Origin of the sequence: Paenarthrobacter sp. NPDC090517, from assembly GCF_044769165.1 — a bacterium.
In the GTDB taxonomy this organism is placed as follows: domain Bacteria; phylum Actinomycetota; class Actinomycetes; order Actinomycetales; family Micrococcaceae; genus Arthrobacter.
This window is the reverse complement of record NZ_JBIVXN010000001.1, coordinates 643,887-667,111: the sequence shown is the minus strand read 5'-3', so window position 1 is coordinate 667,111 and position 23,225 is coordinate 643,887. Positions and strand designations below refer to the sequence as shown.

Sequence of the window (23,225 nt, the reverse complement as noted above, 5' to 3'; positions counted from 1 at the left end):
AGCTAATAAGTTGCAGTCTTAGTCACGTTCAACTTCGACGCCGGCGGCTTCCATTTCGTCGTAGGCGGCCGAAAGGTCCTCGGCGATTCCGGCTGTGAGTTCAGCGATGACCGTGGTGCTGTAGCCGGCTTGGACGGCATCCAGTGCGGTGGCCTTGACGCAGTAGTCCGTTGCGAGTCCCACCACCACCACTTCCTCGACGTCGTGGCTCTGCAGCCAGTCGTCGAGCCCTATCGCGTCTTCTTCGAGGACTTCCGCTACGGCGGCGCCCGCCTTCAGGTCGCCGGTGGGGACATCGTCTTCGGGAGCCAGGACGCCCTCGAAGCCTGAGTAGGCCGCAGTGAACTGTCCCTTTCGGAAGTACGCCTGGATGTACTCGGGATCCAGGTCTTCGTGGAGTTCAGCACCTTTGCTCCGGGCCCTGCAGTGCGGAGGCCAGGAGTCAACCATGTCCGGGTCGTCTGAAAAGTGGTCGCCGGGTTCGATGTGCCAATCCTGGGTGGCCACAATGTGGTCAAAGTGTTGCTGGTTGGCGTCTACGTACTCGGTGATGGCACCTGCTACGGCGGCGCCACCTTCGACAGCGAGCGTTCCACCCTCGCAGAAGTCATTTTGTACATCGACGATGATCAGGGCCCTGGACATCAGTTCTCCTCGTAGATGGTGGGGATGGCAGCCTCGCCCCGCTGCAGGCGGTTCACGACGGCGGGCAGCTCGGCCATGGTGGCCGCGTGCCGTTCACGGGCACGGATGACACCCTCAGGTCCGGTCCATCCGGGCAGCACCTCGCCGTTCTTGACGAACTGGTGAAGCAGGACGCGGTCGTTGCCGTCGTCTTCGGGGCGGTGGCCTATTCCCACGATTTCCTGGGTGGCACGGCCTCGTTCGTTGAGCTTACGGAGGGCGTATTTGCGTCCACCCACGCTAGCCTTGTTTTTCGCGGCTTTGGCAACTGAGATGAATTCGCCGGCGTCGTTGGTGCGGCTGACCAGCTTGTAGACCATGCTGGCAGTCGGGGCCCCGGAACCGGTAACCAGGGAGGTGCCAACGCCGTAGGAGTCCACCGGGGCGGACTGCAGGGCCGCGATGGCGAATTCGTCGAGGTCCGAGGTGACCACAATGCGGGTGTTGACGTTGCCGAGGTCGTCGAGCATTTGGCGTACCCACTGCGCCTGGGCAATGAGGTCGCCGGAGTCCAGCCGGACTGCGCCGAGTTTGTCACCGGCGAGCTCGACGGCGGTACGCACCGCCGTCTCGACGTCGTAGGTATCCACCAGCAGGGAAGTGCCTGGGCCGAAGGCAGCGATCTGCGCTTCGAAGGCCTCCCGCTCGGTGTCATGAAGGAGCGTGAAGGAGTGCGCTGCTGTTCCGACGGTTTTGATGCCATAGCGCCGGCCGGCTTCCAGGTTGGAGGTGCTGGCGAAGCCGGCAATCACGGCCGCGCGGGCTGCCGCCGTCGCTGATTCCTCCTGGGTGCGCCGGGACCCCATCTCGATGCAGGGCCGTGAGCCGGCCGCCGAGGTCATCCTCGAAGCCGCGGAAGCAATGGCGCTGTCGTGGTTGAGGACCGAGAGGATGAAGGTTTCCAGGATGCAGGCCTCGGCGAACGTCGATTCGACGATGAGGATGGGGGAGTTGGGGAAGTAGGCGTCACCTTCTGCGTAGCCCCAGATGTCGCCGCTGAATTTGTAGTCGGCGAGGTATTCCAGCGTTTCCTGGTTGACCACTTTGTTCTGCTCGAGGAAGGCAAGTTCGTCATCGCCGAACCGGAAGTCAGCTATGCCTTCCAGGAGGCGTCCGGTGCCGCCCACCACGCCATAGCGGCGGCCGTCCGGCAGTCGCCGGGCGAATGCTTCGAACACCGAGCGGCGGTGTGCGGCGCCCGAGTGTAAGGCTGCCTGAAGCATGGTCAGTTCGTAGTGGTCTGTGTACAAGGAAGTTGCGGGGTGGTCCCACGACGAGGCTCTACTCACGAATTCACTCTAGTGCGAGCCGCCATAGAATGGACAGATGAGCCCTAGCGTTGCGTATGGCACGGACATCGATGAGCGGACGAAAGCTGCAGAGCAATCGTCCGCCGATGTCCTGATGGCCCCTGATATCCCGTGGAACCTTGTGATCTGGAATGATCCCGTGAATCTGATGAGCTACGTGAGCTATGTGTTCCAGAGTTACTTCGGCTACTCCGAGTCCAAAGCCCACAAGCTGATGATGGAGGTCCACAAGAAGGGCCGGTCCATTGTGGCCCACGGCAGTAAGGAACAAGTGGAACAGCACGCGGTGGCCATGCACGGTTTTGGTCTCTGGGCCACCGTGGAAAAAGCGGCGAGCGGCAACGAAACACCCGGGAAGGGCGGCCGCCAGCGTGGCTAAGGCATTCAAATACGGTCTCAAGGGCATCAGTGGATACCTCGAGCCAGCGGAGCGTGACCTCCTGCGCGGATTGCTGGACGATGTCATTTCCATGCTGGAATCGGATGTCCGGGAAAATGAGGACCCGCTGGCAGCGTTGATCGGCTTGGATATGGATGTGAAGCAGCCCAGCGACCGCGCCCTGCTGCGTCTCCTGCCGAACGTCATGAAGGACGACGACGGCGGCTCGCTGGAGTTCCGCCAACTCACCGAACGCTCTGTTCGGGAAAACAAGATCGGGGCCTTGAGGGCTGCGGCTCTAGGCCTGGACAAGAATGAACTCGTTCTGACGGCGGAGGATGCTACCCGCTGGTCGATGGCGCTGAACGATGTCCGGCTTGTATTGGCCGAACGCCTGGACATCCGTGATGAAGCAGACGCGGAGCATATCCACAGCATGCAGGACTGGAGCCAGGCGGAGGACGTGGAGAGCTATCTGGCCCTGGTCTACAACTTCACCACGTGGCTCCAAGAGTCTTTGGTGCAGGCGATGATGGCCGCAAGGCAGGCGAAATCCTGATCCGGATGGCGGGTTGCTGCTCCTTCCCCGAAGCAAATGCGACTGTCCTGTGACAAATCAGACACGAGGCGGAGAGCACAGGTAATGGCCGCACACCACGGGAAGCCTTATTCTCGAATAATTATGACTTCAGCATCGGGTTCACCAAGCGGCGCGTTGGGCAGTGACGCCCCCATCGGCAACGGGGAACTCATAGGGACACGTCCAATCGGCATTTTTGATTCAGGTGTGGGTGGATTGACGGTGGCGCGTTCCATCATCGACCAACTCCCCAACGAATCAATCCTCTACGTGGGCGACACCGCTAATGGTCCTTATGGTCCACTTCCCATTGCCGAGGTCCGGGCGAATGCGCTGGGCGTTATGGACGAGCTGGTGGATTCAGGGGTGAAGTTGCTGACCATCGCCTGCAACTCGGCCTCCGCCGCGGTGCTCCGCGATGCCAGGGAACGCTATACGGCGCGGTATGGCATACCGGTCATCGAGGTTATTCAACCGGCAGTCCGGCGTGCGGTCTCCGCTACCCGTTCCGGGAAGATCGGTGTTATCGGAACCTCGGCCACTGTAGGGTCCAGAGCTTATGAGGACACGTTTGCTGCCGCTCCGGACCTGACGATTACGTCCGTGGCCTGTCCGGCGTTCGTGAACTTCGTGGAGGCCGGAATCACCACAGGTCCGGACCTCCTGGCCGCCGCAAATGAATATCTGAAGCCCCTTAAGGACGCCGGAGTGGACACTGTAGTCCTGGGTTGCACCCACTACCCACTGCTGACCGGCGTCATCTCATTCGTCATGGGCGAGGACGTCACGCTGGTCTCCAGTGCTGAAGAGACTGCCAAGGACGTCTACCGCGCCTTGGCCAACCACGGCATACAGCGGACAGGATCCCAAGCACCCAGCCACGAATTCATTGCCACTGGCGACGCCACCCAGTTCGAGATCCTGGCCCGCCGCTTCCTGGGTCCGGAGGTCCTCTCCGTGAAGCATGTGGACCATGTTGCGGCCCAGTACCCCACAGGGAGTCTTGCCCGCATTACTCCCGAGATGCTGGAAGCGGCACGGTCGGGAGCGGGGCTGTCCCGCCGCTCGTACTTCGTCCAGCCCGAGGACTCCCTCACCAGTGGCACCGGCACAACCATGGGGGGTGGCCTGTGAAGCTGACAATAGTGGGCTGCACAGGCTCGTTCCCGGGCCCGGGTTCGCCGGCGTCGTGCTATTTGGTCACAGCCCACGACGGTGAGCGTGAATGGAAGATCGTGATGGATCTGGGCAGTGGTGCCTTGGGGGCCATCCAGCGCTATACGGACTTGGAAGACATCGACGCGATCTTCCTCACCCACTTGCATCCCGATCACTGCATGGACCTGTGTGGCCTGCATGTCGCGGTCCGGTGGAAGCCCGGCGGGTGGGGCAGGGATCGCCTGCCGGTTTGGGGTCCTGCAGCTACCGCGGACAGAATGGCCACGGCCTATGGGTTGGATCTGGATCCCGGCATGCACGAGGAATTCGACTTCACCAACTGGACTGAGCTCAAACCGGTCACAGTGGGGCCGTTCACAGTGACGCCGTTCGCCGTTAATCACCCCGTCGAGGAGGCTTATGCCTTGCGGGTAACTGCCACGGAACCGGGCAAGGACGGCGTGTCCGTGACCAAGATCCTGACGTATTCGGGGGACACCGATTCCTGCCAAGGACTCGAAGACGCAGCGAGGGACTCAGATTTGTTCCTTTGTGAGGCGGCGTTCGAGGAAGGCCGTGATGACGGCATCAAGGACGTCCACCTCACCGGTAAGCGTGCGGGGGAGGCGGCCATGAACGCAGGTGCCAAGCGCCTCCTCCTGACACACATCCCGGTGTGGACCTCACAGACCAAAGTACTGTCCGAGGCCAAACCGGTCTTCACGGGTGATGTGGCTGTAGCCGTTGCCGGAGTCCACTACACAATTTAGCTGTCCGCTTCGATCCAACTTTGCAGGGCGTCGGTTGAACCCCTCAGCTTGGCTAAGCTTGAACCATGACTTCTGAAGCTACAGCCACTCCCGTCATCCGCGCCGATGGCCGGACCCCTGACCAACTGCGACCCATCAGCATTACCCGCGGCTGGTCCAAGCAGGCGGAGGGCTCGGCGCTGATCGAGTTCGGGAATACCCGGGTTCTGTGCACGGCTTCCCTCACCGAGGGTGTGCCCCGCTGGCTCAAAGGCGAAGGCCGCGGCTGGGTAACGGCCGAGTACGCCATGCTTCCCCGGGCCACGAACACCCGGTCCGACCGCGAGTCGGTCAAGGGCAAGATTGGTGGACGCACCCACGAGATCTCCCGGCTCATTGGCCGCTCGCTGCGCTCCATCATCGACACCAAGGCGCTGGGCGAGAACACGATCGTCCTGGACTGCGACGTCCTTCAGGCCGACGGCGGTACACGCACTGCCGCGATCACCGGCGCCTACGTGGCACTGGCGGAAGCCATCCGTTTTGCCCGTGAGAACAAGCTGATCGCCCGCAACGCGGAACCCTTGGTGGACACCATTGCGGCTGTTTCCGTGGGCATCATCGATGGCGTTCCGATGCTGGACCTCCCATACGTGGAGGACGTCCGCGCGGAGACCGACATGAATGTGGTGGTCACCGGCTCGGGCAAATTTGTGGAAGTTCAGGGAACTGCAGAAGGTGCCCCGTTTGACCGCGACGAGCTCAATGCGCTGCTTGATCTCGCCCTCCTCGGCACCACCCAGCTGTCCGCTATCCAGCGCGAGACGCTGGCGGAAGCTCCGTGAGCGGCACGCCAATCTCCGGGGCTCCACGCCTCGTCCTGGCAACCCACAACAAGGGCAAGCTGAAGGAACTCCGCGAACTGCTTCGGGGCCAGGTTCCAGGGCTCGACGTCGACACGCAGGTGGTGGACGCCTCTGCCGCAGGTGCCCCGGATGTTGCCGAAACCGGTGTCACCTTTGCTGAGAACTCCCTCCTCAAGGCCAGGGCCGTGGCGGAAGCGACTGGCCTGGTGGCCATCGCTGACGACTCCGGATTGGCAGTTGACGTCTTAGGCGGAGCCCCGGGTATTTTTTCGGCACGCTGGTCCGGCACGCACGGCGATGACGTCGCCAACCTGAACCTGTTGCTGGCACAGCTCTCTGATGTTCCTGACTCGTTCCGCGGAGCTGCGTTTGTTTGTGCGGCCGCATTGGCTGTCCCGGGTCCCGACGGCATAACCCGCGAGACGGTGGAGTATGGCCAGTTGGAAGGGACGCTCCTGCGCGAGCCCCGCGGCGAAGGTGGCTTCGGCTACGACCCCGTGCTGCAACCGGCGGGGATGGATCGGAGCTGCGCCGAGCTTAGCTCGGAGGAGAAGAACGCTATCAGCCATCGGGGGCAGGCGTTTCGCGCGTTGCTTCCCGCGATTGTGTCGGCCTTGTCCGAGGCCGGTTCGAACTAGTTCCTTCGTGGACGCAAAAGGCACCCCGCTGTGCGGGGTGCCTTTTGCTGCGCTTTGGGAGCTTGTTGGAGCCTTAGTGCTCGCTGTGCTTACCGCCCTCGTGCTCCTCGATGAACTCTTCCACGGGGTTGGTGCCTTCGGCCGCGGCCCTGCGCTTTGCCATGAATCCCCGACCGATCTCAATGAAGATCGGGATGACGGAGATCAGGACTATGACGATGAAGATGATGTCGATGTTGTTGCCAACCCACTCAAACTGGCCAAGCCATGCGCCAAGCAAGGTAACGCCGCCGCCCCAGAGGACCGCGCCGATGACGTTGAAGAGGAAGAACTTGCGCTTGTCCATCTGCGCCACACCCACGATCACCGGCACGAAAGTGCGGATGATGGGAACGAACCGCGCCAGGATCAAAGCCTTGCCGCCGTGCTTTTCGAAGAACGCGTGGGCGCTCTCCACGTTTTCCTTCTTGAACAGCCGCGAATCCGGCTTATTGAAGATTGCCGGTCCGGCCTTGGACCCAATCAGGTAGCCCGTTTGGTTGCCGATGATGGCAGCCACGATAATCATGGCGCACATGGCCCACAGATTGAACTCGATGGCGCCGGTGGAGACCAGGAGTCCCGCCGTGAACAGCATGGAGTCACCGGGCAGGAAGAATCCCACCAAGAGGCCTGTTTCTGCGAACACAATGGCGCAGACCAGGAGGACAACCCACGGTCCCAAAGGTGAATCGCGGAGGAAGACGTCGGGGTTCAGCCAGTCCGGCAGGAACGAAGCCATAGGCGGCGAAACCGGTCCCGCGCCTCCGAATGTGGATACGGCAAGGTCGCTTATCGCAGAAAAGATCACCCATCAAGCCTACTTGACGGCCGTCGTCTAATATTTCCCGGCTATCCCTTGACTGCTGGTTTGCTGGTTGTATGGTTAGTTACATGAGTAATGAACCAGTAGGGCGGTGGTGCTGATGATCGATGACAGCAAACCGATCTTCATGCAGATCGCCGAACTCATCGAGAACGGAATCGTCGACGGCACCATGGCTGAAGAATCACAGGTTCCTTCCACGAATGAGTTCGCCGCTTTTCACCGAATCAACCCCGCGACTGCTGCCAAGGGCGTCAATCTGCTGGTGGATTCAGGAATTCTCTATAAACGCAGGGGGATAGGGATGTTCGTCGCCACAGGAGCGCGCGCCCAGCTGGTAGCACGCCGCACCGAGGAATTTTTCGAGCAATACGTCAAGCCGCTGGCAATGGAGGCCCGAAAGCTGGGCATCTCAACAGAGCAGCTGAACACGATGATTGAACGCAGCTCCGGGATTGCACCGGAATCCGGGACAGACAAGGAAAGGAGCGCGGCCCTGTGAACGACACCATCGTCGAGGCCCGTAACCTGATCAAGCATTACAAAGACCTCAACGCTCTGGACAACGTCAACCTCAGCCTTTCGGCGAACCGCATCTACGGCTTGCTGGGACGCAACGGTGCGGGCAAGACCACGTTGATGTCCATCCTCACCGCCCAAGCCTTCGCCACTTCCGGCGAAGCGCTGGTTTTTGGCGACAGCGCCTACGAGAACGATGCCGTTTTGGCCCGGATCTGCTTCATCCGTGAATCGCAGAAATACCCGGACGATTTCCAGCCGCAGCACGCCTTCCGCTCCGCTGCTCTCTTCTATAAGAACTGGGACCAAGGCTTCGCCGACCGCCTGGCCGAAGACTTCCAGCTTCCCCTCAAGCGCCGGATCAAAAAGCTCTCACGCGGTCAGCTGTCCGCCGTCGGAGTCATCATTGGCCTCGCCTCGCGCGCAGAACTGACGTTCTTCGATGAGCCGTATCTGGGGCTCGACGCCGTCGCCCGGCAACTGTTCTACGACCGCCTGGTGGAGGACTACGCCGAGCACCCGCGCACCATCATCCTTTCCTCACACCTGATCGACGAGGTGGCGAACCTCCTTGAACACGTCATCGTGATCGACCGGGGGCGGATCATCATGGACGCCGATGCCGACGAGATCCGGGGTTCGGCTGTCACTGTTTCAGGCTCCGCAGAAAAGGTGGACGCCTTCCTGGCTGGCCGACGGATCCTGCACCGCGAAACGCTGGGCTCCTTGGCCTCCGTGACGGTGGACGAGGTTCTCAGCGGCCGTGAACGCACCGAAGCCCAGGAGTTGGGCCTTGAACTATCGCCGGTTTCCTTGCAGCAGCTGGTGGTGCGGAAGACCATGGCCGGTACCGAAGCCGGCCTGTCACTAAATACCGGAGACTTCGCCGACGACGCGATGGAGGCAAAGCGATGAGCAGGACGCTGGCGGTCGCCCGGATGCAGCTGATCAACAAGTGGACGTACATTGGATGGCCGTTGACCATCCTGGCGGCATCCTTCCTGATGTCGCTCGCCATCTTCGCGCTCATTCCCGTCACCGAGGGGAAAAATGGTGGCGGTAGCCAGGCGCCCCTGTGGTACTTCCTGGTCCTTGGAATCCAGAGTATGACCTTGGTCTTTCCCTTCTCTCAGGGCCTCAGCATCAGCCGACGTGCGTTCTATCTGGGAACCTTGGGCCTCTTCTCGCTGATCGCGGTCGGGATGACAGTGCTCTACATGCTGGGTGGCGTCATGGAACGGGCAACCAACGGCTGGGGTGTCTATGGCTACTTCTTCAATATCCCCTGGGTCACTGATGGTCCTTGGTACTCGACAGCAGCATTCTTCTTTGTGCTGATGATGTTCATGTTCATCATCGGGTTCTGGTTTGCCACCATCTTCAAGCGTTGGGGCACCACTGGAACGCTGGTCTCGACGTTGGGCACAGCAGTCGCCCTGATCGGTGCCGCTGCCCTCACGACGTTTTTGCAGGGATGGGGACATGTTGGAAGCTGGTTTGCCCAGCAGACGCCGCTTAGCATCAGCGGGTGGGCTGCGCTGCTGTGCGTCATCCTGGCGGCCGGTTCCTATGCAACCCTTCGCAGGGCCACTCCGTAGGCGTCCAGATGTAGCGTTGGCCACAATGCAGGCCGGAAGGGCCGCCCCGCCGCAGAAATCGGCAAGGGCGGCCTTTTCCGGCTGTAACCTTGTCCAGTGGCATTGGACTTTACGGCGATCGACTTTGAAACAGCCAACGGCTTCCGGGGGTCTCCGTGTTCGGTAGGCCTCAGTAAAGTCCGTGGCGGAGTGGTAGTGGAGGAAGCTTCCTGGCTCATGCGCCCGCCCGAAAACCACGACCACTTCGAGTTCCACAACACGCGCATCCACGGCATCCGCGCCGAAGACGTCGCTGATCGCCCGCGGTTCGGGGAGCTCTTCCCGGAAATTGGCGCCTTTATCGGTGACGACGTGCTCGCTGCCCACAACGCGGCATTCGACCTCGGCGTTATCCGATCCGGCCTGGAAGTGTCCGGCCTTGCCGGGCCAGCCTACGACTACGTGTGCACCGTGATGCTCTCACGCCGTTGCTACTCGCTCGTGTCCAACTCCCTGCCCTATGCCGCCGAGGAGGCAGGCGTTCCCCTGGTCAACCACCACGACGCCGCGGAGGACGCCCGTGCCTGCGCCGGAATCCTTGTGGACATCGCCCGACGGAACAACGCCAACAGCATCGCCGAACTCTACCTTTCCCTTGGCCTTAACCTGCCGAAGCAACCGGCATTCGATCCAGCCCAAGGTCTCTCCAAAGCGACCATGTCCGCACTTGCTGCCAAAACCGGCAGCTTCGCAGAACGAACCCTGGAACGGGCACTTGGCGTCCCCAGCGGTTTCTCGAGCTGGCCGGAGGAGGGGCCCAACCCCCTACCGAACCCGGCTGCGGAACCCGGACATCCGCTCTTCGGCCAGACGGTGGTATTCACGGGTGACCTCGCCATCACCAGGCCAGAGGCGAAATCCCGGGCCGCGGACATGGGGGCACGTCCGGAAAGCCGGGTCACCGCGCGCACCACTGTTCTGATCGTCGGTGATGGCTTCGTAGCAGGCGACCTTCGTGCCGGCCGACTCACTGGCAAAGCCAAGCGGGTCCTGGAACTCCATGCCAAGGGCCAGCAAATCGAGGTTGTGTCCGAGGGTGAGTTCCTGCAGATGGTGGGCGGCGCGTAACCTTCCGGCCGCCGCGTCATCTGGTCATACTGCGCAATAATCCTTCCCGCCGGAAGAGCGGCACTCCTAGCCTTGGGGGATGACCAAGTCAGCCGTTCCCCAAGCTCCCGTGCGCCGTCCTGCCGGTGATGACGCTCCTTCTGGCGCTGCAGCAAAGGGTGGGGCTGGTTGGCGGGCTTTTTTCGCATTCCCAAATCCCGTTAACGAATATGCTGCCCGGATCACGGCCGGACTGGTTGTGGTGGTGGCCATCGCCACCCTGCTGACCGGCTGGGCTTGGGGCTTGGTGGCACTTGCTGCCGGGTTCTGGCTTCGTGTGCTGTTTGGACCACGGATCTCCCCACTTGCCCTCCTGTCCGTCAAGGTGTTGGCACCAAGGATCGGGCAGGCCAAGCTCGTGGCCGGTCCTCCCAAGCGCTTCGCCCAAGGGATCGGCGCCGCACTGACGAGTGCCGCCGTCGTGCTGTTTTTCACCGGCTTCCAGCCCGCCGCCTGGATCCTGCTGGCAGTGCTGATCGTGGCGGCTTCGCTGGAAGCGTTTGTGGGTTTCTGCCTCGGCTGCGCGATTTTTGGCTTCCTGCAGCGCAGGGGCCTCATCCCCGAGGACGTGTGCGAGGCCTGCAACAACGTCACGCTCCGCCGGGTATGACTTTGGTTTAGCCGGTGGTGACGGCAAGCAATTTGTCCGCCATGCCGCGAATGACTTCAGGCGCTTCCAGGGCGTCGAGCCAGTCGGACGGAAGACAGTCTTCACCGTAGTATGCCCCCAGGATGTTTCCGGCTATGGAGCCTGTGGAGTCGCTGTCGCCGCTGTGGTTGATGGCCACGGTTATGGCATTGCGGAAGTGTTCTGCCGGCGTGCTGCCGCTGGTGGACAGCACAGCATAGAGGCCGACGGCGAGTGCCTCCTCGGCAATCCAGCCCTCACCGAGCGCTGTGGTCAGTCCTTCCGGGTCCAGTGGGGCAGGCTGCATTGACAACTGCAGGGCGGCTTCCAGCCGATCCGCCAGCTCGGGTGCTTTGGTGGGGACACCGTTGACATAGCTGAGGGCCTGGATAGCGGAGGTGCGGATGTCGCTTCCGGCCACGATGTTGTGGATCAGCAGGCTAAATGCTGCTGCGCTGAGTCGCGCCGAAGGGTGTCCGTGCGTCAACGAAGCGGCGTCCGAGCTGAGCTTGTACACGGCTTCACGCGGAATGTGGGGGATGAGTCCGAACGGGGCTGAACGCATCACAGTGCCGCAACCTTTGGAGTCGGCATTGACTGGCCGTGCAACTGTTCCCATTTCCCCCGTTGCCAAACCGCTGAGGCAGGCATTTCCGGGTGCACGGCGGTGACGCAGGACCTCCTGGGCATCGATCCAGCGCGGTTGCGGAACGGGAGCGGAGGAGGCAACAGCTACATCCTGGGTGGCGAGCCAGCGGAGGTAGGCCAGCCAAAGGCAGGCGATTTCGTCCGCCGCTACGCCGTCGTTGGCCCATTCGAGCGCTTCCACAAGACCGTCAACGGTATACAACGTCATTTGCGTGTCGTCCGAGAAGTGGCTGCGGCCGTCGAGTTGCGCGAAAGACGTCAGGCCGCCGGAACCGTAGCGTGCACGAATTGCGGCAATGGAGTCGAACTCCACGGCATAACCAAGGGAATCACCCAGGGCTCCTCCCAAAAGTGCCCCCTGGACACGGGATTCGAAGGAAGGAACAGCGGGGGACTTAGGCTCAACACTCATGCCAGTAACTTACCGTGCCCGTGAACCTGCGCTGATATGGTGGGGAAGCTGCCCGGCACTGACAGAACTTGGAGTGACCTTTTGCGTGAACCTGCTTGGCGACGGACAGGCAAGACGCCCGACTACAGGTTTTCCCTTGCCAACGAGCGCACCTTCCTTGCGTGGATCCGCACGTCCCTGGCCTTGCTCGCCGGCGCAGTTGCCGTTGACCAGCTGGCTCCGAACATCGCGCCCACACCCGTCCGGTTAGTCCTTTGTGTGTTGCTGGCGCTGGTCGGGGCGGGGCTGGCGGCGCTTTCCTACCGCCGTTGGGGGCAGATGGAAGCCGCCATGCGCAATGATCAGGCGCTCCCGTTCTCCAGGGTCATGCTGTTCATGACCATTGTTGTTGCCGTAGCAGCGTTCGCTTTTGCTGTATTGATACTGGTGGCGCGGTAAGTATGGAAGTCCGCGACCCCGGATTACAGCCCGAGCGCACCACCTTGGCATGGCGACGGACGTTGATCTCACTGGTGGTGGTGGACTTGTTCATTTGGCGGAGTTGGCTGACGTCTGAGCCCTCCACCGGCATCCTCGTTGCCGGCCTTCCTGGACTTGATTACCAAGGGATCTGTGCACTCATGGCGGCACTTGCCACCATCGTTCTGGCGTCCGTGGTGTGGGTTCGCTCACGCCAACTCCACGTTGGAAACGAGGCAGCATCAGCCCGGCTTGTCCTGGTCAGCACGCTGGCGGTGATGGGTCTCGGTGCCACTGCCATCGCAGCCATTGCCCTGGGCGGATAAGCTCAAGGGCGGGATTCAGCAACCGCCCAGACTCGGCTGGCAAGATACTCAGTGGCTTTGAGCTTTCATTGCCCCTGCCAATGCCAGCGTGCGGCCGGTGATACCCGGCATCCATACCAACCGTAAGGACTCACTCGACATGACCTCTCCTGTACAAGCCACACCCGACACCCAACCGGGACTTCTTGCCCGGCTGTCGGCGGAAGCTTTGGGATCGATGTTCGTTGTGGTTGCCGCAGTGGGGGTCGGCATTTTTTCGAATCCTGGTGGGGCCCCCTTGCCGGTGGCTCTTGCCACTGGCCTTGCCGTAACCGTGGCAATGCTGGCTTTCGGCTACGTCTCCGGAGGGCACTTCAATCCGGTGATCACCTTAGGCAATTTGATTGCCGGCCGCATCCGGTCCGTAGCGGCCGTCGCCTATGTGGCGGCGCAAATCATTGGCAGCGTCGTTGGTGCTGCTTTGATCTATTTCGTGGTGACCACCGTGCCTGTCCTCACGGACGCCAGGGCGGCGTTCGACGTCGTTGCCCCGGGGTTCGGTGAGCATGCTTCCGCACAAACGCAGATGGCGGGAGTTCTGCTGGTTGAAGTCCTTGGTTCGGCCCTCATTGTGGCAGTGTTCCTTGGCGCGACCGCAGGCCGCCGGGCACTTCCTGCCATGGCGCCCTTCGCCGTAGGCCTTGCAATGGCTGTTCTGCTTCAGCTCGGACAGGTACTGGGAAACCTTCCCTTCAACCCTGCGCGGGCAACCGCCCAGGCATTCTTCAGCTCGCCTTGGGCGATAGGCAGCTTGTGGCTCTTCTGGGTGGCCCCACTGATGGGTGCCGCCCTTGCCGGCCTTGCTTTCCGTGGCTTCCAAGGCCTGTCACATACCACCGTCGCCGTGACCGATGACGTCCAGGGCGGCAGCGATGGGCTGAACGACGCCTTCGATGCCAACGAGGAGCCGCTTGAGGTCGACAGGGTCAAGGAAGCTCCTGCGAAATCTGACGAGGCCGCTACCCGACGTGTTGCGACTGCGCCGGTCAATGATGACGCCCGCGACTTCTTCGACGGCACAAAGGGCAAATAACCTCACGGGATCGACGGCGGACGGCTCGCCTGCGCTTTATTGTCGGTGCCCCCGGTTAACTTGAGAATATGCGGTTACTTCATACTTCCGATTGGCACCTTGGCCGGTCATTCCACGGCGTTGGCATGCTTGAAGCCCAACGCAAATTCGTGGACCAGTTGGTGTCGCTGGTTGAATCCAAGTCCGTTGACGTGGTGCTGATAGCCGGAGACGTCTACGATCGTGCCTTGCCCGGGCTGGATGTGGTCAAACTGCTTGATGATGCCCTGGTGCGCATTACTCAGGCAGGGGCCGGGGTTGTCCTGACCAGTGGCAACCACGACTCAGCCATCAGGTTGGGCTTTGCCTCGCGTCTGCTGGAACGCGGGGGAGTGCACTTGAGGACGCACGTGGAAGATCTTGATGTGCCGATCCTCTTTCCCCTGGGAGCCGATGGACATGGCGCCGATGGACATGGCAAGGACGGCACAGGAAACGGCCACGTCGCCATCTACGGCATCCCCTATCTTGAACCCCGGCTCGTGGCCGAGCGCCTGGGCGCTGAGAACGCCAACCACTTTGATGTCACTTTGGCGGCAGTGGAGCGGATCCATCAGGATGTTGAAGCCCGCCGCGCTTCCGGACCCGTGTATCCGGTGGTCCTCGCGCATACCTTTGCCAGTGGGGGCCTTACTTCGGAAAGCGAACGGGACCTGAGCATCGGCGGCCTGGGCGCCGTTCCATTGGATCTCTTTGAAGACTTCGCCTACACCGCACTGGGTCACCTCCATGGGCGGCAGGAATTGGCACCCAATGTCCGTTACTCCGGTTCTCCCTTGGCCTATTCATTCTCGGAGGCCAACCACCACAAAGGTGCCTGGCTGGTGGACCTTGACGCCGACGGAGTAATCGCTGTTGAGGAAGTTGTTTGGGATGCCCCCAAGTCCCTCGCCACGTTGCGTGGGACGCTGGATGATCTGCTCGGCGCCGAAGAACACACCTGGGCAGAGAGTGCTTACTGCCAGATCACATTGACGGATGCACAACGGCCCGCGCAGGCCATGGAGAGGGTGCGCACCCGCTTCCCCGATACCCTCGTTCTCTCCTTCGATCCCCAAGGCGCGGAGGCACGGACTTCCACCAGTTACAGTAATCGGCTCGCCGCTGCCGAAGACGACCTTGGAGTCTGCTGTGGTTTTCTGGAACATGTCAGGGATCGCGGTGCCAGCGATGCAGAGGAAGCGGCGCTGCAGGAAGCGCTTGAAGCTGTCCGGTTGCAGGAGGCTGAGCTGTGAGAATTCATCGTTTGGACATCGAAGCCTTCGGTCCGTTTGCGACGCCCCAACATATTGACTTCGATCATCTGAGCGCACAGGGTCTTTTCCTCCTCAATGGCGCTACGGGTGCCGGCAAGACCAGCATTCTGGATGCCATCTGTTTCGCGCTGTACGGGTCCGTTCCCGGTGCACGCCAAGAAGGGAAACGGCTACGAAGCGACCATGCGGCGCCAGCCGCGGAGCCGCGCGTGGTCTGTGAGTTCTCAGCACGCGGGCGCCGTTTTGAAGTGACGCGTTCGCCGGCCTGGGACCGGCCCAGCGCTCGCGGGCGCAACGGATTCACCACCCAGCAGGCCAAGACCCTCCTCAGGGAACGTGTGGCAGGGAGCTGGGAAGAGAAGTCTTCCAGGAACGACGAGGTAGGTGCCGAGCTCTCGGACGTCCTTGGCATGGATCGGGAGCAGTTCACCCGGGTAGTGATGCTGCCTCAAGGCGACTTCGCGGCTTTCCTGAGGTCCAAGGCCAACGACCGGTTGGAACTCCTCCAAAAGTTGTTCGGCACGCAACGATTTGAAGCTGTTGAACGCCAAGTCGTTCAGCAAGCAACCGAGGCCACCCGTGCCGTGCAGGAGAACGCGTCCGAACTCAAGCTGCTGCTTGACCGGGTTGCCGCGGAACAGGAACAACTCGGTCTTGCCGCTGCCGCTCCAACCGCCGGCAAGGAGCCGGGTCAGGAGCCTGAGTCCTGGCTTTCCGGTGTGGAGACAGAAGTCAAAGCTGAATGGGAGCGCAGGCTGGACGAGTCTGCTGCGGCAGAGTCATTGTCCAACCGCCTCATGGAGCAATTCCAAGAGGCGCAGGAGAAAGCGCTCCGGCATGGGCGGCTCGGCGCTGCAATGCAGCGGCGGGTCCTGCTTGAACTGGCAGCTCCCCGGGCTCTGGAGAACAAAGAGATGCTCGGAAGGCACCGACGCGCTGCTGTGCTCAGCGGACATCTGGAAGCGGTCGATACTGCAGCGCGTAAACTCGAAACCGCGGCTGCGCGGACGGAAGGCCTCCGAGGGAAACTTGCTGCGGCCGGCTTGGAGGCAACAAACACTGCCGCTGCCTTGGAAAATGTCAAGGCAATCAGCGCAGTCCTTGAGGCCCGGCTGCACGATGAGCAGCGATTGGAAGAGATCACTGCGCGCCTTGCCGCCAAGCGTGGTCAAACGGCGGAACATCAAGCCGCTGCCGAGGCTTCGGCGGCCGTGCTGGAACAGCTGCGCGACGACGTGTCCGCTGTGGAGTCGCAGATCCAGCCGCTCGAGCCTTTGGCTGGCCAACTGACAGAACTGGAGCGGGATGCGGAGGCCGCGGCGGAGCTGGTTCGAGTCGTGGCCCGCCATGACACGGCTGCCAGCGAGTTGGCCAAGGTTACTGGAAAGCACGTCCAGGCCCGGTCGGCGTCGCAGGACCTCCGGCAACAGTGGCTCGACGTCCGCGAGTTGCGTTTGGCCAACGCAGCAGGGGAACTGGCAGCGGCACTGGAAGACGGTAAGCCGTGCGCTGTTTGCGGAAGTGCAGAACACCCCAACCCCGCCGAAGCTGTGCGGTCAGCACTCTCCCTTGCCCAGGAAGAGGAAGAAGCCAAGGAACAGTTCGAGGCCAGTGAAAAAGCTCTGGGGCTCCTCGCCGAGCAAGTTTCCTCCTTAGCCCAGGTGCTCGCTGGACTCGTTGCCCAGGGAGGTTCAACCGATGCTGCTGAGGCGGAGGCCAAACTGAGATCTGCCCAGGAAGCTAGTGCGGAGGCACGTAAAGCGGCAGGCTCGCTGGAGAAGCTTCGGGGCCGGCAGGAAGCCCTCACCAAGCACATTTCCCTGATGCAGGAGGAACATGACGCGTCGGTGAGCGCGGCAGCCCACGCGTCGTCCGCCGTTCACCTGCTTCAGGAGCAATTCGTTGTCCTTGAAAAGGATCTGGCTGGCTTAAAGGGCGACTTCCCGAGCCTGCGCGAGCGGCTGGAAGCATTGATGGTTGAGCAGGAACTTCTGCAAGCAGCTGCGGATGCAGACCGCGAACTGGAGCGAGCAGTACAAGCCCGGGAAGACGCCGCCTTGTCGCTCCAAAAAGCTTTGCCGGAATCCGGATTCACCTCCGCTGACGAGGCTCGCCTGGAGATCCTCTCACCGGCCGATGTTGTGGGCCTTGAGAAAGACCTGGCAGATTTCGAGGCTGAATCATCCCGTTTGGATGAGTTGTTTGCCAGTGAGGACCTGGTCCTTGCCGCCAAGGAAGCCAGCATGGATGAGCATCCCTTGGGAGAAGCTGAACTTGCTGAAGCGAAGCTGATTGCTTCCAATGCCGCAGACATTGCACGGGCCAAGGCTTTGTCTGCGGGTCTTGCCGCAAAATCGGTGGACGCTGTTACCCGGTTCCGGAGGCAGTATTTGGCCTTGGCACAAGCAGGAAGCGGGCCGCGGAACCGGGCGCACATGCTTGCTGAGCTGGCCGACACCGTGAGGGGATCGGGCGACAACAGCTACCGGATGAGCCTGAATACTTATGTCCTTGCTGCACGGCTGGAACAAGTGGCAATCGCCGCCTCCGAGCGGCTCGTGGCCATGAGCGACGGCAGATATACCTTGCAGCATACGGACGCCAAGGCCGCCAGAGGCGCGAAGTCCGGCCTCGGTCTTGAAGTCGTGGACGAGTGGACCGGCCAACGGCGGGACACTTCCACGCTCTCGGGAGGCGAATCCTTCATGGCGTCGTTGTCATTGGCCCTTGGCCTGGCCGACGTAGTCCAGCAGGAGGCCGGGGGCGTGGACATCGAGACACTGTTTGTTGACGAAGGCTTCGGCAGTCTCGATGAACAAGCCTTGGAGCAGGTGATGGACGCCTTGGAGGGACTGCGCGACGGCGGCCGGGTAGTTGGCCTCGTCAGTCACGTTGGGGAGATGAAGCAACGCATTACCAGCCAGCTACAAGTGGTGAAGGGCAGACACGGTTCCAACGTGCGGATTGCCGACGCCGTACCGGTCTGACAGCTGTCCGATAGACTTAACCCGTTACACCGGGTCGCGCGCATCGGGAGGAGGGACGATGCGCACACTTTAGCGAACCCGGATTAATGGAAAAATCTTCTTTAGTTACACAGCCGCTATCATCGGCTGCCGCACGCCCCTCACGCCTGCCGGGCCGCTTCGCGCGGCTTCCCGAACTGGCCGGACCCGGCTTCCTTCCCTTGGGCCTTTTCGCCAGGCTCCCCCTGGCAATGCTGACAGTCGGTACCCTGACGCTGGTCACTGCAGTCAGCCACTCCTACGCGATTGGCGGCATGGCGGCCGGAGCGGTGGGCATCGGCTCAGCGTTGGGTGCTCCCGTCCTCGGCTCGTTGGCTGACCGGGCCGGGCAGCGGATCGTGCTCCTCGTGGCCGCAGTCATCAACACCCTTGCGGTCGCCGGCCTCCTTGCTGCGGCGTACCTCACTCCCGGCTATGGCTCAGCGGGCGATGCAGTGGGTGTCCTCATTGCAGCTTTCCTCGCGGGAGCCAGCTGCCCCCAGGTGGGTCCCATGGCCCGTGTCCGATGGATGGCGCTGACAACCCGCAACTTATCCCCGTCGTCAGCCAACGGAGGCAGAAGCGTTGCAGCCAACCGGGCTGACCTGGATACCGCTCTGTCCTATGAAGGCACCGCGGACGAGGTCACCTTTGTCCTCGGCCCTGCCCTTGTGGGTGTCCTGGCAAGCATGGTGGCACCCTGGTTGCCACTCGCCTTGGCAGCCGTGATGACCATCACGTTGGTTCCTGCTTTTGCGATTCATCCCAGCCAGTTGGCCGTTGTACCGGCACCTCGGAAGCCGAATGCCGGCGTCGTGACTCCCGGAGAGCAGTCCCCCCACGTGGGTCGGCAGCGGCGCAACCGTTGGGCGGGGGCTGTGGTGGCCGTTCCGGTGGTGGCGATGGTGTGCATGGGGACATTCTTTGGTGCGACGCAAAACGCACTAAGTGCTTTCTCTGCGCAGTACGCTACGGCCGAGATCGCTGGACTCCTGTACGCAGTAATGGGCCTGAGCTCTGCTGTGGCTGCCCTGTCCGTGGCGTTTTGGCCGCAACGGTTCAGCCTGGCTTCCCGTTGGGTTGCCGCAGCGCTCACGATGTCCGTTTTGTCCCTTTTGCTGCTTCTCCCCGCGGGCATCTGGCCCATGGTTCTTGTTCTGCTGATACTGGGCATTCCCGTGGGGCCGGTGATGGTGACAGTCTTTAGCATTGGCGGCGTGGTGGCGCCGGCAGGGCGCATGGCAACGGTGATGACGGCCCTCGCCAGCGGGATTGTCGCTGGAACAGCGCTTGGCTCGTACTTGGCCGGGCAACTGGCTGAAACGCAAGGCCCGGGGGCGGCATTCGTGGTTTCAATGGCGGCGGCTGCGGGCCTTTTGCTGCTGGGCGTTGTTACGTCGTTGGTGATGAAGCGACAGCCTCAGGCTTAGCTGCTAAGCGGCGTTGCGGTAACCGGTGGGAGAGTTCCCGAACGCGGCCCGGAAGATCCGGCTGAAATGGGCAGCATCGGTGAACCCCCACCGGGCGGCGATGGCAGTGACCGGTCGATCGGCCAGGACCGGATCCCTGAGGTCGCGCCGGCATCGTTCGAGTCGTCGTTGCCGGATGGACGAGGCCACGGTCGTCCCTATTTCCTGAAAGAGATCGTGCAGGTGCCGCGTGGAGATGTAGTGGGCTGCCGCGATGGTCCCGGGGGAGAGCTCGGAGTCCCCGAGATTGGCTTCGATGTAATCGTGGATGCGGCCCAGCAGCAGGAGATGCGGATCCCGGCCCGTCTCGATCAATTGATCGAGTTCACCGTTGAAGAGCGTGGTCACCAGGTCCAGTGCATTGTGCACCAGCCGGAGCCCGTTGGTGCCCGAGAGGGCTTCAAGGTTGTCGGCCAGTTTCACCAGGAAGGGACTGATCAATTCGCCGAGGCCCTCGTCGCCAGGAATGCGCAAGGCGGTCACGTGCCCCATGGCCTCGGCCGGAAGGTCCAGCAGGACATGCGGGAACATCAGCACCAAAGTGCGGAAGTCGTCGTCGAACGACAACTGATAGGGGCGGGAGGTGTCGTAGATGGAGAGATCACCGGGACGCAACACGGCTTCGCGTTCGTCCTGGACCAGGCGGCCCGATCCAGCGAGCTGAATACTGAGTTTGAAGAACCGCCCTGTGGACTTTGCTATCAGCTCCTGGGTGCGCATGACCGTATGGGGCCCGGCAGTAATCTCCACCACGGAGATCTGCCCCAGCACTCGTGCACGCATGGTTCCGTGGAATGTTGCCCCCTGGACGGAAGAACTGCCCGGCCCCGTTGCCAACAGGGGTACGAAGGAAGTGGAGATTGCCTTGCTCCACTCCTGGAACGACTCCGCCACGATGGTTTCCACGGTTGCGGGGCCCATATCTGCCGCGACGGTCATCAAACTCCCTTTCAAGGGCCCGCGGGCGCCGTTGCCTCCAAGGCTGTAATGCCGATAACGCGGACGTGAGCTTGCCCACGATTCTACACCGGGGCCCGGGTTCGGCCGTGCTTGCGTGCAGCGACAACTACCCTGCCGTGTGAGACAAGTCACGCACGCTCCCTGCGGTGGAAGATTGCGGAATGACAGACACCGTGCCGTGTAATCTCCCGCGGCACCGAGGCAGGAGCACACTATGAGCGTGGATAACCCCGTCAAGGGCAGGACCGCCGGAACAGTCGGTACCAAACGGCGGCTCGGCGTACCGGCAGTGACCTTCATGATTATCGCGGCCTCTGCACCGCTGACTGTGCTGGCGGGAGGTGTGACCACCACCTTCGCGGTCACCGGCGTGACCGGGGTGCCGTTGTCATTCCTGATTCTGGGCGGAATCCTGGCGCTGTTCGCCGTGGGCTACGCGGCAATGAGCCGCTACGTCACCAACGCCGGTGCCTTCTACGCCTACATAGCGCAGGGTATCTCAAGGCCGGCCGGTGTGGGGGCATCGCTGATCGCCCTCATGGCCTACAACCTGATGCAGGTGGGCATCTACGGTTTGTTCGGCTTTACGGTCTCCTCGCTCCTATCCGCGCGGCTTGGTGTCAGTGTTCCCTGGTGGATCCCCGTGCTCTTATGCATCGCAGTTGTCGGGTGGCTGGGGGTGAACAGGGTGGACCTGTCCGCCAAGGTGCTTGGTGTCCTGGTGGCCCTCGAGTTCCTGGTGGTCATCGTGTACGACGTCATCAGCCTCTCCGTGGCTCCGGAAGGGATCAGCGCAGTGACTTTCAGTCCCGAAAGCTTGTTTGTTCCCGGCATCGGCGCAGTCCTCTCCTTTGGGATCGCGGCCTTCATGGGCTTCGAATCCGCCGCAATTTACGGTGAAGAATCCAAGGACCCCAAACGAACGGTCGCAAGGGCAACGTTTGCCGCTGTGGGAATCATCGCTGTCTTCTATGCTGTATCCGCCTGGGCAATGAGCGTAGGGGCAGGACCATCCGCCGTGGTCGAGGCGGCTACTACCAACGGGCCGGACATGATTTTTGCTTTCCTGGGCACCCATGGGGGCCTGCTGCTCAGCGACATAGCCCAGATCCTCTTTGTCACGAGCCTTTTCGCCGCACTCGTTAGTTTCCACAACGCCGTAGCACGCTATTTCTTCTCCCTCGGCCGCGAGCGCGTCCTGCCGTCGGCGCTCGCCAAGGTGCGGGCGGAAAGTGGGGCACCGTTCGCCGGTTCGCTGGCGCAAACGGTGATCGCCGTCGTCGTAATGCTTGGCTTTGCGATTGCCGGTGCAAGTTCCGAACTCGGTGAACTGTACCCCGTACTGACCATGTTCACTTGGCTGACCAACAGCGGTGCCATGGGGCTGGTGCTGCTGATGACCGTGGTGTCGGTAGCTGTGATCGGTTTCTTCCGGCGGCAGCAGCACGGGGCCAGCCTGTGGGTGAGGGTCATCGCTCCTGGACTGGGATTCGTGCTGCTGGCGGTTGTTTTCGTGCTCATCATGGTTAACTTCAACGTCTTGCTGGGGCAGACCGAGTCAACGGCCGCTACGTTCGTCTTGCCGTTGCTGGTGCTGCTGCCCGGGGTTGCGGGCGTCATCTGGGGCTTGCGCCTCCGGCGCTCGCAGCCGGCACTGTACGCCCGGATCGGCCATGGAGCAGAGGACTAAAGGGGAATCAGGCCAGCTGGCTTTCGATACGAGCAGCACTGTCGGCCAGCGCCTTGCCCACGGCGTCAGCGTCCTGGTCCAAGCGGATATAGACGACGGCGATCGCCGCCGGCCGGCCGCCCGGAACGCGGATGGGGGCGGCGATGGAGGACAGGCCGGCGATGACTTCGTCGTGGCTGGTTGCGTAGCCCAGGCGGCGGGCTTCGTGCGCTTCGGCGCGGTAGGGGTTCCCTGCTCCTACCTGCTGCCAGCGGTCCTCCGTCATGGTTGATTGGATGGCGATCCCGGGAGCGCCGGTGGCGATGGGGTGGCGGTTGCCCGGGTGCTGGGCGAGGGCGGCACCTGAGTGTCGAGGCTCAACGGTGACCAGGTTGACGCATTCCTGGTGGTCCCACACCGCCACGAAGGCAGTCATGTGCAGTGTGTTCGCCAACTGGGTGAGCTCGGGTAGTGCTGCGGTTTGCAGGTTCCGCGAGACTCCGCGGGCCAGGACCGACAGTCCCGGGCCCGGCTGCACGCGGCCGGAGTCGTCACGCACCAGCAACGAGTGGTCCTCAAGCGTCCTCAAAATTCGATAGGCCACGGACCGGTGGACCCCGAGGGCCTCCGTGAGTTCGGCAATGCTGAGGGGGCGTTCAGCCGCTGCCAGAATTTCCAGCGCGCGGATACCGCGGGAGAGCGTTTGCGACGGCGGAACCTGCGTTGCCGTTTCCGGCGGACCTTTGACGTCGCTGCGGGGATTCATGCGAACCATTCTATGGTGGTCGAC

At 62.2% G+C, this 23,225-nt stretch carries 24 protein-coding genes; 18 read left to right on the top strand and 6 right to left on the bottom strand.

The features are described from left to right. Positions 1-18: 18 nt before the first annotated feature. Together ACIQTW_RS03095 and ACIQTW_RS03090 are read right to left on the bottom strand one after the other, a co-directional pair. Positions 19-645 (bottom strand): isochorismatase family protein, encoded by a 627-nt coding sequence (locus ACIQTW_RS03095; RefSeq protein ID WP_402933590.1) that lies wholly within the window; start codon positions 643-645, stop codon positions 19-21. Next, positions 645-1,973, bottom strand: a complete 1,329-nt coding sequence (locus ACIQTW_RS03090) for a nicotinate phosphoribosyltransferase (RefSeq protein ID WP_402933588.1) — start codon at positions 1,971-1,973, stop codon at positions 645-647. Before ACIQTW_RS03090 ends, ACIQTW_RS03095 begins: the two co-directional genes overlap by 1 nt. Positions 1,974-2,010: 37 nt before the next feature. On the opposite strand from ACIQTW_RS03090, the gene clpS reads away from it, so the two are divergent. The 6 genes from clpS (at position 2,011) to rdgB (ending at position 6,364) form a co-directional block, all read left to right on the top strand. Next, the gene (clpS, locus tag ACIQTW_RS03085) at positions 2,011-2,373 is read left to right on the top strand and encodes an ATP-dependent Clp protease adapter ClpS (RefSeq protein ID WP_402933586.1); all 363 of its coding nucleotides are present in this window, start codon (positions 2,011-2,013) and stop codon (positions 2,371-2,373) included. Further along, positions 2,366-2,932: a DUF2017 domain-containing protein gene (locus tag ACIQTW_RS03080; protein WP_402933583.1), complete on the top strand. Its 567-nt coding sequence runs from the start codon at positions 2,366-2,368 to the stop codon at positions 2,930-2,932. Before clpS ends, ACIQTW_RS03080 begins: the two co-directional genes overlap by 8 nt. A gap of 84 nt (positions 2,933-3,016) precedes the next feature. Next, the gene (gene murI / locus ACIQTW_RS03075; protein ID WP_402933581.1) at positions 3,017-4,087 is read left to right on the top strand and encodes a glutamate racemase; all 1,071 of its coding nucleotides are present in this window, start codon (positions 3,017-3,019) and stop codon (positions 4,085-4,087) included. Further along, the gene (locus tag ACIQTW_RS03070; RefSeq protein WP_091468347.1) at positions 4,084-4,881 is read left to right on the top strand and encodes an MBL fold metallo-hydrolase; all 798 of its coding nucleotides are present in this window, start codon (positions 4,084-4,086) and stop codon (positions 4,879-4,881) included. Before murI ends, ACIQTW_RS03070 begins: the two co-directional genes overlap by 4 nt. A 65-nt stretch (positions 4,882-4,946) precedes the next feature. Further along, on the top strand, positions 4,947-5,705 hold the full coding sequence (rph, locus tag ACIQTW_RS03065; protein ID WP_011775233.1) for a ribonuclease PH: 759 nt from the start codon (positions 4,947-4,949) through the stop codon (positions 5,703-5,705). Beyond that, positions 5,702-6,364, top strand: coding sequence for an RdgB/HAM1 family non-canonical purine NTP pyrophosphatase (gene rdgB, locus ACIQTW_RS03060; protein ID WP_402933578.1), 663 nt, complete (start codon positions 5,702-5,704; stop codon positions 6,362-6,364). The genes rph and rdgB overlap by 4 nt, the downstream gene beginning before the upstream one ends. A gap of 73 nt (positions 6,365-6,437) precedes the next feature. Here the strand turns inward: rdgB and ACIQTW_RS03055 are convergent, their stop codons facing one another. Beyond that, on the bottom strand, positions 6,438-7,199 hold the full coding sequence (locus ACIQTW_RS03055; RefSeq protein WP_402936193.1) for a DedA family protein: 762 nt from the start codon (positions 7,197-7,199) through the stop codon (positions 6,438-6,440). 130 nt (positions 7,200-7,329) lie between these two features. Here ACIQTW_RS03055 and ACIQTW_RS03050 point away from each other — a divergent pair, with 130 nt between their 5' ends. The 5 genes from ACIQTW_RS03050 (at position 7,330) to ACIQTW_RS03030 (ending at position 11,102) form a co-directional block, all read left to right on the top strand. Further along, complete coding sequence (locus tag ACIQTW_RS03050) at positions 7,330-7,731, top strand: GntR family transcriptional regulator (protein ID WP_402933576.1); 402 nt, start codon at positions 7,330-7,332, stop codon at positions 7,729-7,731. Continuing rightward, on the top strand, positions 7,728-8,663 hold the full coding sequence (locus ACIQTW_RS03045) for an ABC transporter ATP-binding protein (RefSeq protein WP_402933574.1): 936 nt from the start codon (positions 7,728-7,730) through the stop codon (positions 8,661-8,663). The genes ACIQTW_RS03050 and ACIQTW_RS03045 overlap by 4 nt, the downstream gene beginning before the upstream one ends. Continuing rightward, positions 8,660-9,346, top strand: a complete 687-nt coding sequence (locus tag ACIQTW_RS03040) for a hypothetical protein (RefSeq protein ID WP_402933572.1) — start codon at positions 8,660-8,662, stop codon at positions 9,344-9,346. The genes ACIQTW_RS03045 and ACIQTW_RS03040 overlap by 4 nt, the downstream gene beginning before the upstream one ends. 96 nt (positions 9,347-9,442) lie before the next feature. Further along, the gene (locus ACIQTW_RS03035) at positions 9,443-10,453 is read left to right on the top strand and encodes an exonuclease domain-containing protein (RefSeq protein WP_402933569.1); all 1,011 of its coding nucleotides are present in this window, start codon (positions 9,443-9,445) and stop codon (positions 10,451-10,453) included. A 79-nt stretch (positions 10,454-10,532) separates the two neighbouring features. Continuing rightward, positions 10,533-11,102, top strand: a complete 570-nt coding sequence (locus ACIQTW_RS03030; protein ID WP_402933566.1) for a DUF4395 domain-containing protein — start codon at positions 10,533-10,535, stop codon at positions 11,100-11,102. Between the two features lie 7 nt (positions 11,103-11,109). On the opposite strand, the gene ACIQTW_RS03025 is transcribed toward ACIQTW_RS03030, so the two are convergent. Next, the gene (locus ACIQTW_RS03025) at positions 11,110-12,180 is read right to left on the bottom strand and encodes an ADP-ribosylglycohydrolase family protein (protein WP_402933564.1); all 1,071 of its coding nucleotides are present in this window, start codon (positions 12,178-12,180) and stop codon (positions 11,110-11,112) included. An 81-nt stretch (positions 12,181-12,261) separates the two neighbouring features. On the opposite strand from ACIQTW_RS03025, the gene ACIQTW_RS03020 reads away from it, so the two are divergent. The 6 genes from ACIQTW_RS03020 to ACIQTW_RS02995 all read left to right on the top strand — a co-directional run bounded on the left by ACIQTW_RS03020 (position 12,262) and on the right by ACIQTW_RS02995 (position 19,767). Next, positions 12,262-12,618 carry a YidH family protein gene (locus ACIQTW_RS03020; protein ID WP_175538584.1) on the top strand — a complete coding sequence of 119 codons (357 nt, stop codon included), beginning with the start codon at positions 12,262-12,264 and terminating at the stop codon, positions 12,616-12,618. A gap of 2 nt (positions 12,619-12,620) precedes the next feature. After that, entirely contained in the window at positions 12,621-12,965 is a 345-nt protein-coding gene (locus tag ACIQTW_RS03015; RefSeq protein ID WP_402933562.1) for a DUF202 domain-containing protein, read from the top strand. Positions 12,966-13,104: 139 nt separating this feature from the next. Beyond that, on the top strand, positions 13,105-14,037 hold the full coding sequence (locus ACIQTW_RS03010; RefSeq protein WP_402933559.1) for an MIP/aquaporin family protein: 933 nt from the start codon (positions 13,105-13,107) through the stop codon (positions 14,035-14,037). Positions 14,038-14,105: 68 nt separating this feature from the next. Beyond that, on the top strand, positions 14,106-15,311 hold the full coding sequence (locus ACIQTW_RS03005; RefSeq protein WP_402933557.1) for an exonuclease SbcCD subunit D: 1,206 nt from the start codon (positions 14,106-14,108) through the stop codon (positions 15,309-15,311). After that, complete coding sequence (locus ACIQTW_RS03000) at positions 15,308-18,319, top strand: AAA family ATPase (protein WP_402933554.1); 3,012 nt, start codon at positions 15,308-15,310, stop codon at positions 18,317-18,319. Before ACIQTW_RS03005 ends, ACIQTW_RS03000 begins: the two co-directional genes overlap by 4 nt. Before the next feature lie 86 nt (positions 18,320-18,405). Continuing rightward, complete coding sequence (locus tag ACIQTW_RS02995) at positions 18,406-19,767, top strand: MFS transporter (RefSeq protein WP_402933552.1); 1,362 nt, start codon at positions 18,406-18,408, stop codon at positions 19,765-19,767. Positions 19,768-19,770: 3 nt separating this feature from the next. On the opposite strand, the gene ACIQTW_RS02990 is transcribed toward ACIQTW_RS02995, so the two are convergent. Next, positions 19,771-20,745: a helix-turn-helix domain-containing protein gene (locus ACIQTW_RS02990; RefSeq protein ID WP_402933549.1), complete on the bottom strand. Its 975-nt coding sequence runs from the start codon at positions 20,743-20,745 to the stop codon at positions 19,771-19,773. Positions 20,746-20,980: 235 nt separating this feature from the next. Here ACIQTW_RS02990 and ACIQTW_RS02985 point away from each other — a divergent pair, with 235 nt between their 5' ends. Next, positions 20,981-22,456, top strand: a complete 1,476-nt coding sequence (locus ACIQTW_RS02985) for an APC family permease (protein WP_402933547.1) — start codon at positions 20,981-20,983, stop codon at positions 22,454-22,456. Between the two features lie 7 nt (positions 22,457-22,463). Here the strand turns inward: ACIQTW_RS02985 and ACIQTW_RS02980 are convergent, their stop codons facing one another. Next, positions 22,464-23,210, bottom strand: coding sequence for an IclR family transcriptional regulator (locus ACIQTW_RS02980; protein WP_402936191.1), 747 nt, complete (start codon positions 23,208-23,210; stop codon positions 22,464-22,466). Positions 23,211-23,225 lie beyond the last annotated feature (15 nt).

What these genes read in the sequence shown, in the direction of transcription:
- ACIQTW_RS03025 (WP_402933564.1), bottom strand. Translation starts at nt 12,180, where the DNA reads ATGAGTGTTGAGCCTAAGTCCCCCGCTGTTCCTTCCTTCGAATCCCGT.
- ACIQTW_RS03095 (WP_402933590.1), bottom strand. Translation starts at nt 645, where the DNA reads ATGTCCAGGGCCCTGATCATCGTCGATGTACAAAATGACTTCTGCGAG.
- ACIQTW_RS03010 (WP_402933559.1), top strand. Translation starts at nt 13,105, where the DNA reads ATGACCTCTCCTGTACAAGCCACACCCGACACCCAACCGGGACTTCTT.
- ACIQTW_RS03015 (WP_402933562.1), top strand. Translation starts at nt 12,621, where the DNA reads ATGGAAGTCCGCGACCCCGGATTACAGCCCGAGCGCACCACCTTGGCA.
- ACIQTW_RS03050 (WP_402933576.1), top strand. Translation starts at nt 7,330, where the DNA reads ATGATCGATGACAGCAAACCGATCTTCATGCAGATCGCCGAACTCATC.
- ACIQTW_RS02995 (WP_402933552.1), top strand. Translation starts at nt 18,406, where the DNA reads ATGGAAAAATCTTCTTTAGTTACACAGCCGCTATCATCGGCTGCCGCA.
- murI (WP_402933581.1), top strand. Translation starts at nt 3,017, where the DNA reads ATGGCCGCACACCACGGGAAGCCTTATTCTCGAATAATTATGACTTCA.
- ACIQTW_RS03040 (WP_402933572.1), top strand. Translation starts at nt 8,660, where the DNA reads ATGAGCAGGACGCTGGCGGTCGCCCGGATGCAGCTGATCAACAAGTGG.
- ACIQTW_RS02980 (WP_402936191.1), bottom strand. Translation starts at nt 23,210, where the DNA reads ATGGTTCGCATGAATCCCCGCAGCGACGTCAAAGGTCCGCCGGAAACG.
- ACIQTW_RS02990 (WP_402933549.1), bottom strand. Translation starts at nt 20,745, where the DNA reads ATGACCGTCGCGGCAGATATGGGCCCCGCAACCGTGGAAACCATCGTG.
- ACIQTW_RS03030 (WP_402933566.1), top strand. Translation starts at nt 10,533, where the DNA reads ATGACCAAGTCAGCCGTTCCCCAAGCTCCCGTGCGCCGTCCTGCCGGT.
- clpS (WP_402933586.1), top strand. Translation starts at nt 2,011, where the DNA reads ATGAGCCCTAGCGTTGCGTATGGCACGGACATCGATGAGCGGACGAAA.
- rph (WP_011775233.1), top strand. Translation starts at nt 4,947, where the DNA reads ATGACTTCTGAAGCTACAGCCACTCCCGTCATCCGCGCCGATGGCCGG.
- ACIQTW_RS03005 (WP_402933557.1), top strand. Translation starts at nt 14,106, where the DNA reads ATGCGGTTACTTCATACTTCCGATTGGCACCTTGGCCGGTCATTCCAC.
- ACIQTW_RS02985 (WP_402933547.1), top strand. Translation starts at nt 20,981, where the DNA reads ATGAGCGTGGATAACCCCGTCAAGGGCAGGACCGCCGGAACAGTCGGT.